Raw genomic sequence first — 17670 nt, forward strand, 5'->3', positions numbered from 1 at the left:
ATGTAACTAGTATACTCTTAAAGTCGATTTATAGATTAAAAGACCTACCATTTTTTTTCTAACCACCAGCAGCAATTTGATTGAACAGATAATTGAATGACCTGAGAATTTCTCTTATAAATAAGAAATGCGGTTGAATCTCAGTTCAACCGCATTTCTTATTAACAATATCGCAATTCGCTTTACTATCTCGCTATGAGCACTTTTTGTGTAGCCACCGTACCATCCAGGTGAATGATTGACATCATGTAAATACCCTGTTTCAGCTTCGAAACGTCGATTCCTTCGTGCAAATGTTTGCGGCTTTCGAAGATCTTGGCACCTGATACCGCATGTAAGGATACTTGTTTCACCAGTTCATCATTGGTGATCATGATCCGGTTGCTCGCCGGGTTGGGGTAAGCCGTAAATGTCGATGTTCTGTCAAAAAGCACATTGATAATTTTACTTAATGCGAAGGTTTTGTCGTGATCGTTCATTTTCAGACGATAGAAATTCTGGCCCTTCACCGGAGCTTTGTGTTCGAATGTATAATTCTCGTAAACGCTGCTTTCCCCTTTTGCGACCACTGTTCCAACAAGATTCCAGTTCTTGCCATTGCTGCTATGTTCAATATCGAAGCGGTCTGCATTGGTTTCCTTGGCAGTCGCCCAGGTGAGTGCTACATGATGTTCGCGGGTAGAAGCCTCAAAAGAAATGAGTGTAACCGGGAGAACGTCCGAAAAAGGTAAGAAGTAATCTTCAACCTCTCCGTTCGTTGCCAGTCCCGTCATATCGGCAGCCGTTATAGGGTCTGTGGTAAGCCGGAACCTCGCAAATGTACCTCTACGGCGAAGAAACCCGCTCATTGTTACCGATGGCCAAGTCAGTGTTGCTGCTGTGCCGCCCGGCGCCAATGTTGTGCAAACTCCTTCTTCTGATTCAAAAGTGCCATTATTGTTCCAGTCAATCCAGCCGCACAGGTTGGCGGTCAATACTCTTCCATTACGGGCCGAAACGTTGACAGTATAATTTGAAATTTCTCCGCCGCCAGCTGCCGAAATAATCGGAAACGAGGAAATTCCGTCCTCGTCGTCCTGGAATGTGTTATCGTCACCTGTCGCCAGCAAACCGGAACCACCATCTGCATCGATATCGATCGTTGTTCCCAGCGTAATAGCCGGATCCACCTCATGAACAGCACCATTGTCTGCCGATTTGGTACCATAGGAATCAGCAGCATCGCCATAATCATAGCCTGCATTGACAAACTCGACATAAACGGTTTGACCTGCACCCACCGTGATAGCTGCATTGCGGATAGAAAGATCTGTGACTACCGGACCGCCAAACGTATTGATGGCAACAAGTTTCCACGCAGGTTGCGTAGGATTCTCTTCTACCCGGTAAGTGCCCGGGGCAACTTCTATCACGATACTGTTAGCAGAGCCCGACTCGCGGACCTTGTGGCCGTTCATCCATGTGCCGTTTTCCCTCCGCTGAATGATTTGTCCCCGCTGAGTTGTGGCTACGTCGTCCTCGGCATTCAGAGTCAAAATGGGTGTATCGCCGTCACGTCCTGCTGATATGCCGGATGTATTGGTCCCGAATCCCACACCCGGGCTGTTTGGATCAGCAACAAAGTTGCCGTTTTCCAGATAATAGCTTCTTAAATCATTCACACCCCAGACTTTCCCGTCGGCTGCGACGGTAATATCCTTAAACGAGAAAGATTGGTACGTTTGGACAACAGTCGCATTGGTGCCGTCAAACAATACCTGTTTGACTGTCGAGGTAGTTTCATCCAGCACATATAAGATGCCATCCGCACCTGCGTCAAGCCTGGTGCCGCAGATGTTTGGGAAATTAACAAAAAACCCCGACCCGCTGCTGCGTGAGAGGGTGTGGCAGCCTGTATTACTTTTAGCCAGCACGAATACACCCGAAACCCCCACTGCGGAAATTCCTACATCCACCGCATTGATATTATTCGATGTCAGTTCAAAAGTGCGTTGATTAGGATTCCACGAGAACAAATCGCCCCGTTCATTGATCAGCGCCGATCTGCCATTCGGGTTGACATCGATCCTCGTGCCATATCCGTCAGACTGCACCCAGTTTGTGGTACCGGCAGCCCGGTAATAAACGGGTCCGTTGCCAATTCCCGACGCGTTAGCAGCAACCGCCCACATGGTATTATTATCGCCCATACCCACATCCTGCATGGAAATGAACGAAGGATCATCATTCAATACGAATGATGGAAGGGCCGGCATGTCCGTAAAAAAGGTAAAGTTGGCTCCAGGAGAAAATTCCGGTTGTGTTTTTTTAGTGATAACGATCGTTCCCACATCAGCATTTACCCTGGCATTCTCATTTATTCCGCTGTCGGCAATTCGTTGCTGCGCATAGGAAATGGACAGAATGTTGAGATACACCAGTAGTAAAATCGATCTCTTGCCAATTAATAATAGCTGGTCATTCAAGTATAGAGTTTTCATATTGAGTAACGAGTAATTTACAATGCTGCATTAATTGCCGCCCTGTAAATTTACCGCGCCAAAAGCTGGCGCGGTATAGCAAATAATTGCTATAAAGCACGTTACTACTTATTTACGTTCGCGTACACAGGTGATGATAATCCAATTACCCTGAACTTTCGAACCATCACTTTCGTCTTTTTTAAAGCGAATCCAGACACGCTTATTTTCCGTGTTGTATGCTGCCGGTATGTTAGCCCGATATTGAATTGAATCCACATAAACGAACCAACCACCACACCAACCGCACATTAACGGATCTGCGCGACCAATTATAGCTTCCTTTTCCTTCGTCTTCACTTCGGAGCAGCTTACCATACCAGCAACAGTTAGGAAAATAACAAGGGACGCTACGTGAGTTTTCATAACTCTACTTCGGATTTGAAATATCGGCAGTACCACCCTTTCTAACGATCTTTTGCGCAAATTCAACTGCTTTGAATGCATCTACAACGCCGCCTGTCCGGCTGAGTGAGCTGAATGGAACAAGCTGCTCCGTCCCCGGTTTTTTCACCGTCACCGCGAGCGGCGTTGCCGAGCTTTCGATGCAGGATTTGACCTGTTTGTAAGTCAGGGAAGGATAATAACTCCAGATAAGGGCCGCAATGCCGGAAACCACCGGCGCGGCGAAACTCGTGCCGCTTTCCGTGAGATAAGTTGTATCTCTGGCTGTTGTGTAAATGTCACTGCCCGGCGCAAAAATGTCCACGTTATTTTTACCATAATTACTGTAATAGGCCACCAACCCGCTGTCCGAGGCGGTCGCCCCCACGTTGATCAGATTGGATGCGCGCTTGCCGCTGAGATAATGCGCCGTTGGAAAAAAATGCAGACTATCCACATTGGTTGACTCATTGCCAGCCGCAGAGACGATCAGCACGCCTTTCGTTTCCGCGTAGGCAACCGCTTTATCTACCAAATTTTTCTGGGGGGAGAAAAATTTCCCGAAACTCATGTTAATGACCTTCGCCCCATTGTCCACCGCATATTCGATCGCGTGCGCTACATCCTTGTCGATCTCATCTTCATTGGCGCTGATAAAAATCCGGACAGGCATGATCTGCACATGATTGGCCACACCATCCATTCCCACGCCATTGTTCCGCCCGGCTGCCACAATTCCCGCGCAGGCCGTCCCGTGATCGTCTTTTGGCAGGATGTTGTTGTTTCCGTAGTTCCTCCCGCTATTGACCTCCGGAGCTGTAATATTTTCCCTGGCCGAATAATAGGTTACATCGTTCTTCGCGATCAGCGTATCCGCAACCGCCAGGGTTGGGCCGAGTGTACTTGACAGGTTTTCAAAAAGGGAAAGCCGCTCGTTCAGGCTGACGCCGGCAAGGTCGGGTTGGGCGAAAAGTTCCAGCGATTCTTGATAATTAGCACGCAAGGTTGCGGTTGCCGTATCAGGAACAGGATATTCGACGAGTAACTGATAATCAACCGTATCCTTACCCGTAGTGTTTTTATAATATTCAAGGATCTCCCTGTAATCCGCAATCCGATTGCTGAAACGCGTCGTCATTTCAGTGTATTCCGCATAAAATTTATCTTTCCCGTCTTTGATCTTTTTCCAGTAAGCATAACCCTTTTTCTTAGTCAGCAAAGTGCTGTCACGCTCGCCTTCAAACTCCTTCCTGAGCCTGATGTACTCCCTGACCACTTCAAATGTCCCTGCCTGGGTGTTGCCCACGAAATTCCAGCCCCGCACATCATCTGGATAACCATTTCGATCATCGTCTTTTCCATTGCCCGCAATCTCCTTTTTATTTTCCCAAACTATACTTTTCAGGTCGGGATGCAGGGTGTCAACCCCGGAGTCAATGATGGCGACAATCACTTTTTTAGTTGGCTTTTTGTCTTTCAGCAAAAGGCGGTAAGTCTTTTCCACACCCGCACCGCGCACACCGTCTTCCTGAATATCTAGCAGATGCCAGTTCCTGGGCCGCTCAGCCAGCTGCGGCGCCTGTCCCAAAACGGAAAAACAGATCAGGGAAAGGAGGATGGCAGGCGTCGCATTCATACAAAAAGGTTTTGATCAGATCCAAGATAGCAAAAAGGTGCATATCCAACATCGATAGGACCTTCTATAAAAGCACTACCCTTTAATTTGCGCCTCCCGCCATCGCATTTTTAAAGCGTTTAATTCAATTGCCTGCTTAAAAATCAGCTCCGTTCTTTTCCGTTGTATCCGAAGTTTGTACCGCTGCATTTGCAAATGTTGCCTGCGAATTTGCAGTGCTTTACTCAAAAAGCTCCCTTCTTCTTCGATTGATTCCAGCTTCCTGAAATGGCGATAAAGAAGACGTTGCTTGCGTTCGGCGGCCTCCTTGTCGTAGTTTGATATCTGTGCTTGATGTTCACGTAGTAGTTTGACAATTTCCTGTCTCAAATCCAATTCACTTAACATTAATTCTACATTGTTTATCTAAAAAATTTGAGTTAAACAATTAATTATCAGGGTGGTACGAAGTAACGTGGCTTCACTAAAAAAGTTATGCCGCAGTAATTAGTTTATATTTCCATGATTGAATTTGTTCCGCATTTCCTCTCCTGATCTTCAATAAAATGAGATAGTTAAGGACTTAATAAAAAGAAAAAGCGGCCTGCCCTGTAAAAAGGGCAGGCCGCTTTGCTGCGTCAGAAATTAATATCCGTTATTCTGTTTCAGTCCCGAAGACAGGTCGATCTGCGCCTGTGGGATCGGGTACACACTCATAAAAGGTTGGGGAGAAAGATTAACTACAACCGGCGTTTTGGAAGCGTAGTTATACAGCCTTTCCTCCTGCTTCATCACAGTCAGGAATTTGCCCGTGCGAACCAGGTCAAACCAGCGCTCGTTCTCGTAAGCAAGTTCCAGCTGACGTTCCAGCAGGATAAGGTCCATTAAATCAGCCGCTTCGTTACCTTTATAATTGTGCGTCGCATTGCCAAAAGCACGCTGGCGCACGCGGTTAAGCTGGGTCAATGCGCCTGGTTTGTCGCCCAATGCATTCAGCGTTTCGGCGTAAAGCAGCACCACATCGGCAAATCGCAGCACAGGAATATCAATGCCCGAAGCGCCATAGGAATGTTTCACGGCATATTTGCTCACATAAGGATACCAGATCGCCGGTGCATTGGGTTGTGCAGGTGATACCCACCATTCCTGAATCGTGGCCGCTTTGCGCTTGTCTCCTTCTTCATATTTTTTCATCAGGCTCCACGAAGGCAGCGAAGTTTCCGCGCCACGATCTGTTACACCTACGATCCCGCCATTGGGTGCGTAGTTGGTCGATAAGCTGTGACCATTTGTGCCGTCGATGTATTTCACGGTGAAAAGTATCTCGCTGTTATCCTCCGTACCCAGTTGCCAGAGTGAGGCGAAATCATTGACCAATGCATAATCAAAATCCTTGATCAGCCGTTCAAACTGCGTTTTTGCATTCGCATAATCTTTCCGGTACACATACACTTTACCCAGCAAACCCACCGCCGCGCCCCGGCTTGCGCGCCCGGTCGCAATCGCATTGCGAAGTGGCAGCTTGGCAGCAGCGTCGGTCAGGTCGGCGATGATCTGCGCGTAAATCTCTTCTTCGCTCGATTTGGGCAATGCTGCGGCCTCCGAAATAGATATTTTTTCTGTCACTTTTGGCACGCCGCCGAAAATTCGCACTAGATCAAAGTAGTAGAGCGCGCGCATGAATTTGGCCTCGCCAATGTACTGATCCTTCGCGCCAGCCGCGTAATTGACTGGGTTATCGATATTCAGCAAAACAGAATTAGCCCGGAAAACTCCGTTGTAAGTCGTGTTCCAGAATGCGGCAGTTAATGCGTTATCGGAGTTAAGCGTCAGAAAATCAACGTCGTTGGAGCCGGCAATCGTAGTGTTGGTCGACATATAAAGGTTGTCTCCCGGCACTTCCATCAGCAGGTAATCCGATGCGCGACGGTTTTGCAGATTGTTGTAAATCCCCAGCACCGCCTGGTTGATATCATTGGCAGTTTTATAAAAGTTATTGGCAGTCAGTACCGATTCAGGAGTCGGATTGAGCAGTTTGTCTTCGCAGCCGGCCAATCCCAATGCCAGCGCGGCAAAGCATTTTATGAGGTTATTTCTGATATCCATGGTCGGTTCAGTTTAAAAATTGAAGTTGATACCCAGCGTGTACACCCGGTTGATCGGCGCAGCACCGTTGTTGAAACCCGGCTTGCTGCCCGTTCCCGCAATCTCACCCCCTGTATACCCTTCCGGATTGTAGCCGTGAAATTCCTTTTTGGTAAACATGAATGGATTGGCCAGCGAAGCGTAGATCCTGAAATTCGACAAATGTGCTTTTTGAACCAGATCCAGCGGGAGCGTATAACCGAGGTTAATGTTGCGGACAGCCAGGAAAGAGGCGTCTTCAATGTAAGCATCCGACGAAGACTGGTATGTCAGCTGGCTCAGCGAGCTGCCCGGCGTCATGCCGTCTCCGGTTTCCGATTGCGACCACCATTGTCTCTCCACGAGCGGGCGGCGCATTGCACCCAGTAATGCACCTTCGTAATATTCATTTTCAAAATTGTAGATCTTCGCACCTACCGAAGCCTGCATGGCAATGCTCAGATCGAAGCTTTTCCAGGCAAAATTGTTGATCAGACCGAAATAGGCTTTTGGCTGAAAGTTGCCGAGAATGACCTTGTCCGCAGAGGTGATCTTGCCGTCGCCGTCCACATCCTGATATCTCGGATTGCCCGGCTTGGAGCCTGACAATACCGGCGAATTATTTACTTCCTCCTGGCTTTGCAGTACACCTGCAATTTTATATCCATAATAAGAGAACATTGGCTGCCCCAATCTCAAAATCCAGCCCATTCCGTACGTATCGGTCGTAATGCGTTCCTGCACGCCGCCGAGGTCTTCCACGGTATTGACATTCTTCGCCATATTGAAAGAAGTCTCCCATTTGAATGCGCCAACGAGGTTTTTGGTGGTTAGCTCCACTTCAAAACCCTTGTTACGAACCGTTCCCACATTGGATAATGAACTCGTAAATCCGGTGATCGAAGGAATGGAAACGTTGTAGAGCAAACCATTGGTTTTTTTGTCATAATAATCCAGGACTACACTAATGCGGTTTCTGAATAAACCCAATTCCAGACCCACGTCATAGCTCGACGTTTTTTCCCAGCTCAGACTGTTGTTACCATAAGAAACCTGCGTCTGGCCTTTGGTAAGCGTATTATTAGGCGCATAATACACATCGCCGATCTGCCCAAGGTATTCAAAATCACCGATATTGAAGTTACCCGTAGCGCCATAGCTGGCGCGCAATTTCAGTTCGCTCACTGCAGAAACGCTCTTCATAAATTCCTCCTGCGACACGCGCCACGCAACCGAGGCGGAAGGAAAGTAACCCCACTTATTATCAGGCCCAAATCGCGAGCTACCATCCGTACGGATCGACGCCGAGAGCAGGTATTTATCTTTAAAACCATAATTCACCCGGCTGAAATACGAGATCAAACCCCACTGCGATCTGGTCGAGTTGGTAGCGGAAGGATTAATGATCGCATTGTTCAATGTCCGGACAATGTCGTTGTTAAATGATCCGTTCACCGCCGCCATGTTCGAATTATTCGAGTTGAATTTCTGGTAAGAAGCCCCCGCGATCGCGCTCAGTGTATGTACTTCTTTGAAAGTCGTATTGTAGCTCAACACGTTCTCATTCGCAATGCTATAACTGTTGCTCTGCGCCAGCGAACCCGAATTCAGGTTGGTACTCTGCGCCCAGGAAGCCTGAAAACGGTCCGTTTGGTTGGAAGCCAGGTTGGTACTGATTGAGGAGCGTAACGAAAGTCCTTTAGCAAGGTTCAGGTTCAAAAACGCCTCTCCCAGGTTATTGACAGTGGTCCCGTAATAATGCGAACCTTCGAGTGTCGCCATCGGATTGGCTTGTCCACTCACCACCGCACCCCAGTATGAGCGTGAATTGGGATAGGTCCCGTCGGGATTCTGAACTGCTACAAAACTTGGGAATTTGATATAATTGTTGATGTCCGTCGAAGCAAAACGTCTTTTGGAATAGGAAGGATTGAGCATAAACCCAAGGCTCACCACCGAGTTGACCGTCACATCCACATTGGCACGCACGCCGTAGTTTTTGTACCAGGTGTTTTTCAAAGCTCCCTGCTCGTCTTTCAGCGTTCCCGACACATAGTACCGCACATGGTCCGTTCCGCCGCCTACCGACAGGTTATAATTCTGCACGGTGGCGCTACCGAGCACTTCATCTTCCCAAACCACATTGTTACCGTTTTTCAAAACATCGCTCACCTGATATGCATTGGGGCGGCGCGGGTCGTTCCAGACGGGTAATGTCGGGTCGCCGCCAATCCACGAATACTCCCTGTTTTGATAGCGGACCGCGTAATCGTAATAGTCCTGCCCTACCAGCCAGTCGCCATGTTTTTTCGGACTCGCAACGCCTGCATATGCATTAAAATTGAACTTCGCCTTTCCCGATTTTCCTTTTTTAGTTGTGACAATGATTACACCACCTGCACCACGCGAACCGTAAATAGCGGCAGCAGAGGCATCTTTCAATACTTCGATGGATTCGATATCATTGGTGCTGATGCTGCCCAGACTACCGCCTGGAAAACCGTCGATCACCACCAATGGATCGTTACCTGCGTCAATAGAGCTCGCTCCGCGGATCCTGATCAATGGTGCGCTGCCGGGTGAAGTGTTTGTCTGTGAAACGTTTACCCCTGCCAGCCGGCCAGCAAGCACCGATTCGGGCCTGCCGACTGGAATCTGGTCCAATACCGTGTTTTCGACTTTGGATACCGCCGCCGTCACCGAGCTTTTCTTCACCGCACCATAACCCACTACCACCAGTTCGTCGAGTACGGTGTTGTTCTGCCGAAGCGTCACATTGATCACCGATTTACTTCCAACCGGCACTTCACTTTTTTCGTAGCCAATAAATGAAAACGTAAGCACATCGCCTGCACCTGCCTGGATCCGGTACTTTCCGTCGGCGTCGGTACTAACCCCTTTGCTGGTCCCCTTGATCACCACGCTCACACCCGGCAGCGAAACGTTTCCGACACTGTCGACCACAATACCGGACACCTCGCCAGCATCTTGCGCGCGACCGGTGAAGGTCATGAGCATTGCCAGCAGGAACATGGGTAATGTCCATTGGGGCAATCTCCATTGCGGCAATGTCCACTTTTTGAAAAAATTTAATCTGTTCATAGGAATTGGGTTTATTGGTTATTTGGAAAAACGCTGGCTCGGGCACGTGCCCGGTATTCATCAAAAAAAATCACTTTACGCGCGCGGCTTTGACTTCCTGTTCAGAAACCGCACTGAGCTGATTTCCAAAGTTCTGTCGTACATAGGTCGCTACTTCGGCAAGATCACTGTCTTTTAGAAATGACATGGCCGGCATGTGCTGGTCATAGGATTTTCCACTTACTTCTATTTTGCCTGAAAGTCCATTGAGCACGATATTGATCAGCTGCTCCTTATCCTTTACCTGGGCGGTTTCCCGCAGCGGTGGAAACACTTCGGCTACCCCTTCTCCATTCTGCTTGTGACAGGAGGCACAGTACTGATTATAAAGGCGTTGTCCCTTCGGCGCTTCCGGTGAAGCGGCAATTTGCGCTACCTGGTCGCCTGCTTTGCCCGGCGTAATGCGTAAAATCTGGTCGTCAGCTGGCTTTGGAAATCCGGTTGCCGGGTTCCAGTCGCGGTTGCTGGTGGAAACGTAGATGCTGCCGTCGGGGCCAATGCAAATGTCGCGTAGCCTGCCATACTTAGCGTCCACTACAATGGTTTCCGACACGATCTTTTTACCCGTTTGATCGGGTTTAAGAATGCGCAAATCACTCTCTTTCAGTGTGGTAAGTAAAATGGCATTCTTCCATTCGGGAAACAGATTTTTATTGTAAAAGGCAATCCCTGCCGGTGCAATCGTCGGTGTCCAGGATTTAATAGGTTCAACGATTTTAATTGAATCACAAAACTGCTTTTCTTTTGGCTGATCACAGAAACCTTCCACTTTCGGCCAGCCGTAGTTGCTGCCTTTTTGAATGATATTCAGCTCATCTTCCAGCGCGTCGCCGTGCTCGGAGGCGTACAACAGGCCATTGGCGCCATAAGTCAATCCCTGAATATTACGGTGTCCCCAAGACCAAACCAGGCTTCCCTTGATCGGATTATCTGCCGGTGCGGTACCATCGATATTCATGCGTAAAACCTTTCCATTCAACGAGTTTGTGTTCTGTGCATTGGTGATCGTAATTGCGTCGCCAGTAGCGAACATCAGTTTTCCGTCGGGTGCAAAAACGATCCTGGAACCATTGTGACCCGTGTGCGCGGGAATTTCAAGCAGTATTTTCGGTTCGGTAAGCTTGTTGTTTTTATAGGTAAACCGAACCAGCCTCGTTGTAATCACCGAATCTTTTTTACACATATAATCCACGAACACAAACGGCTGACGCTTGAAATCGGGGTGGATCGCCATGCCCAACAAACCCAGCGAACGATAGCGGTATACATCATCGATTTTTGTGAGCAAAGTTTTCACGCCCGTTTTCGGATCGACTTTGCTGATCATACCACTTTGCTCTGTAAACCATATCTGATTATCGGGTCCCCAGATGATTTCCCAGGGAACATTCAATCCGGATGCTACGATGCTGACTTTCAATGGCGTATCGACGGGCGTTACGGACCGCTGCGGTTCGTTTTGCCTAACCCAAAAATGCAGCATACCCGTCACAAACAAGACTGCCGCTAACCGATACACCACCATGTTACTGGATCAGATTGACTTCTTTTTCTAAAAATGCGCTTACAAATTCATCATCCACCAGATGCGGATACGCTTCGGTAACCCTCGTAATTTCGTCGGCCTGGCCGGGCGAAAGATCTTCTTTTGGATTCAATGTCCAGATTCCCTCCATTAATCCCTGCCTGCGAAGTACCTCGTGAACACCGGTAATGCAGCCGTGAAAATTATTGGCCGGATCGAAAATCGCCGCATTCATGTCAGTCACTTCCACATTCGCGCTGAGCAGTTTTTCAGTATCTTCTTTGGTGCCGTTCATGGCTTTTTTAATGTCTGCCAATAACTGCACCGACCTTTCCGTCCAAACCGCATAATGCCCCAGCAGGCCGCCTACGAAGCGTTTTTCAACTACATTTCCATTGATATTGAATACAAAGGGAGTCAGTAGGTCAGCTACAATATTATCGTCATTGCCAGTATAAAGTGCGATTTGATCTTTCCTTGTTGAGCTAGCCACGGCGCGAACAACATCCAGCGTCTGGTACCGGTTGAATGCCGCCACTTTGATCGCAGTCACATTCGGTATCTCGGCAAATTTTAGCCAAAAATCATAACTAAAAACCCTCCCTCCGACGGCTACCTGCAGATAAAATCCAAACACCGGAATTTTCTCAGCTACCTTTTTTATATGCGCAATAATTTCATCCTCAGCCTCGGTTTTGAATGCGGCCATGCTCACCAGTCCCAGATCATAGCCGTATTTAATGGCGATATCTGCCTCCTTTAATGCCTGCTCTGTTTTTCCGCAGATCCCTGCCACTTTGATAAATGGCCGGTCTAGCGCTGCTTTGTCAATTTCTTCCGAGGTGATCGCAAGTACTTTCTCAAACAAATTAATGTGCGGATCGCGGATTTCAAACTGGGTGGTGTGCACGCCTATCGCGACTCCACCAGCGCCGCTGGCCATGTAGTATCGCGTCAGTCCGCGCTGCCTCTGCTCGTCCAATTGCAGCTCCCGGGTCAATGCAAGCGGGTGCGCAGGAATGACCGTTCCTTCAAACAGCAGCTTTTTCTTCTGTTCGTCTAACATCTTGTATTCTATTTAATAATTAAAATTGTCCCTTCCGCTCCTGGAAATGCGTGGGCTTGTTAATGGTTTGTCCGCCTTCCAGCAGCCATTGCGCGGTAATGCCGATCATTTGTTTCAATGTGGTGCGCGGATAGCCGAACAAGCGGAATGATTCCGCCGCATTGCTCAGCAGGGCCGTGGGCTGTTCTTCACCCAAAAGTTCGGGAACGGTGTTGAATATACGTCCAAATTCCTGAGCCAGCCAGCGCAGGGATACTGTCTCCGGTCCGGTAATGTTTAAGAGTTTCGCAGGTGCCTCGCAATGCAGCAGCGAGCGGATCGCCATTTCATTCGCATCGCCCTGCCAAATCACATTCACGTGTCCCATGCTCACATCGATCGGCTTCCCGTTCAGTACCGATTTCGCAATTTCCAGCAGTACACCGTAACGGAAATCAATGGCGTAATTGAGACGGTAGATCAAAAGCGGCGTGCCGTGAACGGATGAAAAGTATTGGAACAAACGCTCGCGGCCCAGGCATGATTGCCCATATTCCCCTACCGGATTAGCCCGCAGTTCCTCGGTAGCGCCGCCCGAATTCACCGGCGTAAACGGATATACATTCCCCGTTGAATAAACCACAATCTTCGACCTCCGGAACTTCTCAGCCACGCGGCCGGGCAGGTATGTATTCATGGCCCAGGTATAAGGCTCATTATTGGAGGTTCCAAATTTGGTTCCTGCCAGATAAAGCACATTATCTATCTCAGGAAGATCCTGCAACTGCTTATCATCCAGGATATTGGCAGAAATTGTCTCGATACCTTCTGCATTCAGCTCCTCAGCCAGTCCGCCCTCGCTGAACCGGGAAACTGCTACTACGCGTTTGTCCAAACCAGCGCGCTCGATCGCCTGTTTCGCCAGTCTGCAAATGCTCGGACCGATTTTGCCTCCTGCGCCCAGCACCATGATATCGCCGTCAATGCGCTTGATATCCTCGATCAATGCCTCCGACGGGCTCAGCCATTTTTCTTCCAATGAAGCGATGTCAATCATAAAAAGTTATTTGAAAAGCGGATTATTAAAGAATAGTTCTTTGGAATTAATTATCGCCAGACCGAAAATGACCAGCAGCCCGATTCCCGCCACAATTTTTACGAGCGGACTGTTGACCTTATCGCCCATGATCTGCTTATCATTTCCCACCATATAAATAGCAGTACCGATAAAAGGTACTACGAAAATGGTAACACTCTGCGCAAAAACGATCAGTTCGAGTGGCAGCTTGCCGAAACGTACCGCCACCAATGCACCTATTACCATTACAAGTGCAACGAGGTAACGTACTGATTTTGAGCTAAAATTACTACCCAAACCGAGCGCGTCGCCCAGCAAAGTGCCACCCACGGATGCATTACCGATCAGTGAAGAGAAGCCTGCACCGAACAACCCTATAAGAAATAATGTCGATGCGTTTTCACCAAATATCGGTTCAAGTGCTTTGGCCATATCCGTCGCTGAATTCACGGCAATGCCTTTCGGGTTCAGGATTGCGGCGGCGCAAATGATGACGATGGCGCACATCACGCCCAAAATGATAATTCCGGTTGTACTATCGTTTTTCGCCTGGCGCAATGCAGGATTCATGCGGATCCGTTCCTGAATCAGGTACGATTGGTATAATGCACCGACAATGGAAAAGCACGATGCGACAAAAGCGATGATCAGCCCCTGCGAGCCTTCCGGGATTGCGGGCGTGGTAAAGCCTTTAACAATTTTGACCGGATCGGGCGAAGCCCAGAAAAACGTGGTAATGAATGAAAACAGCATGACAAAAATCAGCACGATCATTGTCCGCTCCAACACAGAATAGAAGCTTCTGAAAAACAACAAACTGATCCCGACCGCATTAAAAAATATAATCCACGGAACGGGAGAAGTATGGTACAGCTCCCCCACCGCAATGCCAACACCCACCGAATTCCCCGCCTGAAACGAAGTAGTCACCAGAAATACGCCCAGTCCCATTGCCACCGAAGCCGGCTTTCCCCACTTTTGCTTCACGGAAGCCAGCAGCGACTGATTCGTCGCTACTCCGATGCGTGTAGACATCGCCGTGAATACAGCCATGAAAACGATCGCAATAATCACCACCCACAAAAGCGAGTAACCGTAAACCGCGCCAATCTTCGAAGTGATCGTCAGCTTACTCGGCCCGAAAACCAATGCGGCGGTGATCATTCCGGGGCCAAGTGATTTGAGCCACCTGAGGATTTTGTCTTTCGGATCTTCCAAGATAAAATGTGTTTTAAGGGTCAGGTAAAAGGGCGTTGATGCAATTTACGGGCACGTGCCCGTAAAGGTAGAAAAGAATTTCAAAATTCTAGTTTTGCCCGATTTATTTGTAGAAAATTCTGTGAAATTATTTATCAGTACCGGATTCTAACGCAAATAGAGGTGAATGCACAAGAAATGCAGGAATGCTAATTGTGGTAGAATTCGTAGTTTTCCTTTGTAACAATATCAATGGGCATGTAGCTCAGCTTGCTCACCTGCGCATTCACCACGAGTGTCTGGTAAAGCGCCATGATCCCGCGGTAACCCTGGTCTTCGGGCCGGTGACAGATCAGGAAATCGATCACGTTGTTTTCAAGATAGGCGACATTTTCCGATATAAAGTCAAAGCCGATCAGCGATACGTGTGTCCGGTGACTGTTTTTCAAAAAAGAAGCAACTGTATGCACGCGAGAGTTGGTCACAAAAGCAGCGCCGATATCTTTATTTAAATGAAAAACATAAGTAAGGTGCCGGGCAACGGACTGGTAGTCTGTTTCACGAATATCAATGCGAACGATCTCACCGGACTGACCACGATCCTGGAAGTAGCTTCTGAAACCCTCTTCTATTTTTTGATAATTAAAATTGTCGATCTCTTTGGAGATATTAATGATCAGGATCTTCTTGTCGCGTTCCAGCCGGTAAGTCAGCAGCTTCGCACCGACGTAGCCACTTTTGAAAAGGTGGGGGCCAATATAAGAAAGGCTGTGAAGTTCGGGGATATTGGAGTCGATAAATACGAACGGGATCTTCCGAAGTTCACATTCGGCGGCAAATTTCGTTGTTTCTTCAATATAAGAAGGCGAAATCAGCACACCCTGAAAATCTCCGCGTAATACCTCTGCGATTTTTCCCGAAAAAGAATCTTTGTCATTGAGATCAAAAAAGAAGACCTGCGTGCTGACACCATATTGCTTGATCTCCGCCTCTGCTCTTCTAACTCCCCGCAGCGGCGCCTCCCAAAAGTCGGTTTCTTCCGACACACTCGGGATCACGATCGCAATACTGATGATTTTTTTGGAAGCCAGCCGGCTTGCGAGCAGATTGGGCTGATAGTCCAGCTCCTTGATGATTTCGTTGATCCGCTTCTTGGTTTTTTCAGAAACGCCGGTGCGATTATGCAGTACGCGGTCCACAGTCGCGGTGGAAACGTTGGCACGACGGGCTATTTCTTTTACTCCTTGAGAGGTATTCTCCTTTTTCATTCGGGGCCTTCGTTTCGGTACCTTTCAGTATGTGTCACTATAAAACCGGAGGGTAAATATAGTCTGCTAAGTGATAACTGCCCACATTCTGCTGGATAATATTGGCAATAGCTTTGTTCGGTAACCTACATGGCAAGCCTGTAAATTATCCGAAAACTTCCCGAGGGATTTATATAAATTGCCTTTTCAAAAACAGCTTTCCGCATGACATCCACTACCTCCAACCCCAACATCCACGAAGGCCGGAACCTGAAACGCTTCCGGGAGATGCTCGGAATTAAGCAGGATTTCCTCGCTTTCGAGCTAGGCGACGATTGGAACCAGCAGAAAATCTCTTTGCTCGAACAAAAAGAAAAGATCGATTCCGATATTTTGGAGCAGGTTTCGGCGATACTTAAAATCCCGGCTGAGGCGATTCGAAATTTTGATGAGGAGCAAGCGATTTATAACATATCCTGCAACTTTTCAGACAATGCAGTAAATAACAATGGTTTAAATATTCAGCACATAAATCCGGTTGACAAAATCATTCAATTGCATGAAGAGAAACTTGCGTTGTATGAGCGAATGTTAAAAGAGAAGGATGATATGATGGCGCGATTAGAGAGGTTACTTGTGAGTAAATAAATCAGCAATGGAAACGTTGGAAAAATATAAAGCCGCGATCATTAATCTTTGTAAAAGGCACAAAGTGAAGAGCCTGTATGCATTCGGCTCAGTTCTAACTGATAAGTTTGACGGAGAAAGCGACATTGATCTAATCGTAGATTTCACAAACATGGAGGTTGAGGAATATGCGGACAATTACTTTGACTTCAAATTCTCTTTGCAGGATATTTTCAAACGGCCGGTTGATCTTTTGGAAGAAAAGGCTATCAAAAATCCTTATTTCCTTCAAAACTTAAACCAACAAAGGCAGCTCGTTTATGGACATTGAGATCAAAACGTGGCTGTTTGATATGCTGAATGCGATTTCCGAAATCGAGAGTTTCGTCGCAGATCGTCCATTGCTCTTTGCTAACTATCAAGCCGATTTGCGAACTAAACGCGCGGTTGAAAGAAACGTAGAAATCATCGGTGAGGCGATGAATCGAATCATGAAGAAGGATACCAGCATTCATATTACCAATTCAAGGAAGCTTGTTGATGTTCGGAACCGGATTATCCATGGGTATGATTCGGTTTCCGATGAAGTGATCTGGGGAATTGTAGTTAAACATATTCCGATTTTGCGGGCAGAGATTGAGGCTCTGCTTGGAAACTAGGCTACCGGCGGCGCGTCACACAAGGTAAGTTCAAGCGCGCTCTGCTCGATAGAATATCACAAAGCCAAGATTTATTTTTATTTTTAGATTAATTAATTGATCTTATCAAAAATAAACTTCACGATAATATGAAAATGAAACGCTACATTCTTTTAATGGTGATCGCAGTCAGTGTTTGCTCGGTTGCAGCCCGGAATGCATTTATCGCCGACGATCTGATCGGTACATGGAAATACCAGATCAGCGACGTTCCGCCGGAATATGAAACCGGATTTTTAGTATTTGAACAAAAAGAAAATAAAACCGTCGGCTACGTCGAAGGGGGTGAAAAGAATGAGATGCAGGCATTAACAGTCGACCAGGGAAAGGTCACTTTTACGACAGAAAACGGGAGCGGCGTGTTCAAATACAGCTTTATGCAAACAGGCGACACGCTCACCGGAATAATCGGCTCGCAATACGGGGATTTTCCGATCAAAGCGATCAGACAGCCGAAAAAGTAACCCTGA

General features: G+C 47.7%; 15 protein-coding genes. 4 read left to right on the top strand and 11 right to left on the bottom strand.

What is annotated here, in order from left to right; translation table 11 throughout:
- Positions 1-185: 185 nt before the first annotated feature.
- The 11 genes from KOD92_RS03770 to KOD92_RS03820 form a co-directional block, all read right to left on the bottom strand.
- The gene (locus KOD92_RS03770) at positions 186-2480 is read right to left on the bottom strand and encodes a GEVED domain-containing protein (protein ID WP_215232171.1); all 2295 of its coding nucleotides are present in this window, start codon (positions 2478-2480) and stop codon (positions 186-188) included.
- 108 nt (positions 2481-2588) lie between these two features.
- Positions 2589-2885, bottom strand: a complete 297-nt coding sequence (locus KOD92_RS03775) for a hypothetical protein (protein WP_215232172.1) — start codon at positions 2883-2885, stop codon at positions 2589-2591.
- Between the two features lie 4 nt (positions 2886-2889).
- A complete protein-coding gene (locus KOD92_RS03780) occupies positions 2890-4539 on the bottom strand; it encodes a S8 family serine peptidase (RefSeq protein WP_215232173.1) in 1650 nt (549 codons plus the stop codon).
- Between the two features lie 75 nt (positions 4540-4614).
- A complete protein-coding gene (locus KOD92_RS03785) occupies positions 4615-4926 on the bottom strand; it encodes a hypothetical protein (RefSeq protein ID WP_215232174.1) in 312 nt (103 codons plus the stop codon).
- A gap of 237 nt (positions 4927-5163) precedes the next feature.
- Positions 5164-6624 carry a RagB/SusD family nutrient uptake outer membrane protein gene (locus KOD92_RS03790; RefSeq protein ID WP_215232175.1) on the bottom strand — a complete coding sequence of 487 codons (1461 nt, stop codon included), beginning with the start codon at positions 6622-6624 and terminating at the stop codon, positions 5164-5166.
- 12 nt (positions 6625-6636) lie between these two features.
- Positions 6637-9744 carry a SusC/RagA family TonB-linked outer membrane protein gene (locus tag KOD92_RS03795; RefSeq protein WP_229254505.1) on the bottom strand — a complete coding sequence of 1036 codons (3108 nt, stop codon included), beginning with the start codon at positions 9742-9744 and terminating at the stop codon, positions 6637-6639.
- Positions 9745-9814: 70 nt separating this feature from the next.
- On the bottom strand, positions 9815-11308 hold the full coding sequence (locus KOD92_RS03800) for a PQQ-dependent sugar dehydrogenase (protein WP_229254506.1): 1494 nt from the start codon (positions 11306-11308) through the stop codon (positions 9815-9817).
- A 1-nt stretch (position 11309) separates the two neighbouring features.
- Positions 11310-12374 carry a dihydrodipicolinate synthase family protein gene (locus KOD92_RS03805; RefSeq protein WP_215232176.1) on the bottom strand — a complete coding sequence of 355 codons (1065 nt, stop codon included), beginning with the start codon at positions 12372-12374 and terminating at the stop codon, positions 11310-11312.
- Between the two features lie 19 nt (positions 12375-12393).
- On the bottom strand, positions 12394-13410 hold the full coding sequence (locus tag KOD92_RS03810) for an NAD-dependent epimerase/dehydratase family protein (RefSeq protein WP_215232177.1): 1017 nt from the start codon (positions 13408-13410) through the stop codon (positions 12394-12396).
- Between the two features lie 6 nt (positions 13411-13416).
- The gene (locus tag KOD92_RS03815) at positions 13417-14649 is read right to left on the bottom strand and encodes an Nramp family divalent metal transporter (RefSeq protein ID WP_229254507.1); all 1233 of its coding nucleotides are present in this window, start codon (positions 14647-14649) and stop codon (positions 13417-13419) included.
- 188 nt (positions 14650-14837) lie between these two features.
- Positions 14838-15896, bottom strand: a complete 1059-nt coding sequence (locus KOD92_RS03820; protein WP_215232178.1) for a LacI family DNA-binding transcriptional regulator — start codon at positions 15894-15896, stop codon at positions 14838-14840.
- A gap of 204 nt (positions 15897-16100) precedes the next feature.
- Here KOD92_RS03820 and KOD92_RS03825 point away from each other — a divergent pair, with 204 nt between their 5' ends.
- The 4 genes from KOD92_RS03825 to KOD92_RS03840 all read left to right on the top strand — a co-directional run bounded on the left by KOD92_RS03825 (position 16101) and on the right by KOD92_RS03840 (position 17664).
- The gene (locus KOD92_RS03825) at positions 16101-16523 is read left to right on the top strand and encodes a helix-turn-helix domain-containing protein (protein WP_215232179.1); all 423 of its coding nucleotides are present in this window, start codon (positions 16101-16103) and stop codon (positions 16521-16523) included.
- 7 nt (positions 16524-16530) lie between these two features.
- Entirely contained in the window at positions 16531-16833 is a 303-nt protein-coding gene (locus KOD92_RS03830) for a nucleotidyltransferase family protein (protein WP_215232180.1), read from the top strand.
- A complete protein-coding gene (locus tag KOD92_RS03835) occupies positions 16823-17161 on the top strand; it encodes a HepT-like ribonuclease domain-containing protein (RefSeq protein WP_215232181.1) in 339 nt (112 codons plus the stop codon). Before KOD92_RS03830 ends, KOD92_RS03835 begins: the two co-directional genes overlap by 11 nt.
- A gap of 128 nt (positions 17162-17289) precedes the next feature.
- Positions 17290-17664 carry a hypothetical protein gene (locus KOD92_RS03840; protein WP_215232182.1) on the top strand — a complete coding sequence of 125 codons (375 nt, stop codon included), beginning with the start codon at positions 17290-17292 and terminating at the stop codon, positions 17662-17664.
- Positions 17665-17670: the final 6 nt, after the last annotated feature.

The sequence above is a fragment of the Dyadobacter linearis genome, from assembly GCF_907165045.1.
In the GTDB taxonomy this organism is placed as follows: Bacteria; Bacteroidota; Bacteroidia; order Cytophagales; family Spirosomataceae; genus Dyadobacter; species Dyadobacter linearis.

Coding starts and splice junctions, on each gene's coding strand:
- KOD92_RS03790 (WP_215232175.1), bottom strand. CDS start 6,624: ATGGATATCAGAAATAACCTCATAAAATGCTTTGCCGCGCTGGCATTG.
- KOD92_RS03775 (WP_215232172.1), bottom strand. CDS start 2,885: ATGAAAACTCACGTAGCGTCCCTTGTTATTTTCCTAACTGTTGCTGGT.
- KOD92_RS03770 (WP_215232171.1), bottom strand. CDS start 2,480: ATGAAAACTCTATACTTGAATGACCAGCTATTATTAATTGGCAAGAGA.
- KOD92_RS03780 (WP_215232173.1), bottom strand. CDS start 4,539: ATGAATGCGACGCCTGCCATCCTCCTTTCCCTGATCTGTTTTTCCGTT.
- KOD92_RS03810 (WP_215232177.1), bottom strand. CDS start 13,410: ATGATTGACATCGCTTCATTGGAAGAAAAATGGCTGAGCCCGTCGGAG.
- KOD92_RS03830 (WP_215232180.1), top strand. CDS start 16,531: ATGGAAACGTTGGAAAAATATAAAGCCGCGATCATTAATCTTTGTAAA.
- KOD92_RS03820 (WP_215232178.1), bottom strand. CDS start 15,896: ATGAAAAAGGAGAATACCTCTCAAGGAGTAAAAGAAATAGCCCGTCGT.
- KOD92_RS03825 (WP_215232179.1), top strand. CDS start 16,101: ATGACATCCACTACCTCCAACCCCAACATCCACGAAGGCCGGAACCTG.
- KOD92_RS03840 (WP_215232182.1), top strand. CDS start 17,290: ATGAAAATGAAACGCTACATTCTTTTAATGGTGATCGCAGTCAGTGTT.
- KOD92_RS03805 (WP_215232176.1), bottom strand. CDS start 12,374: ATGTTAGACGAACAGAAGAAAAAGCTGCTGTTTGAAGGAACGGTCATT.
- KOD92_RS03835 (WP_215232181.1), top strand. CDS start 16,823: ATGGACATTGAGATCAAAACGTGGCTGTTTGATATGCTGAATGCGATT.
- KOD92_RS03800 (WP_229254506.1), bottom strand. CDS start 11,308: ATGGTGGTGTATCGGTTAGCGGCAGTCTTGTTTGTGACGGGTATGCTG.
- KOD92_RS03785 (WP_215232174.1), bottom strand. CDS start 4,926: ATGTTAAGTGAATTGGATTTGAGACAGGAAATTGTCAAACTACTACGT.
- KOD92_RS03795 (WP_229254505.1), bottom strand. CDS start 9,744: ATGAACAGATTAAATTTTTTCAAAAAGTGGACATTGCCGCAATGGAGA.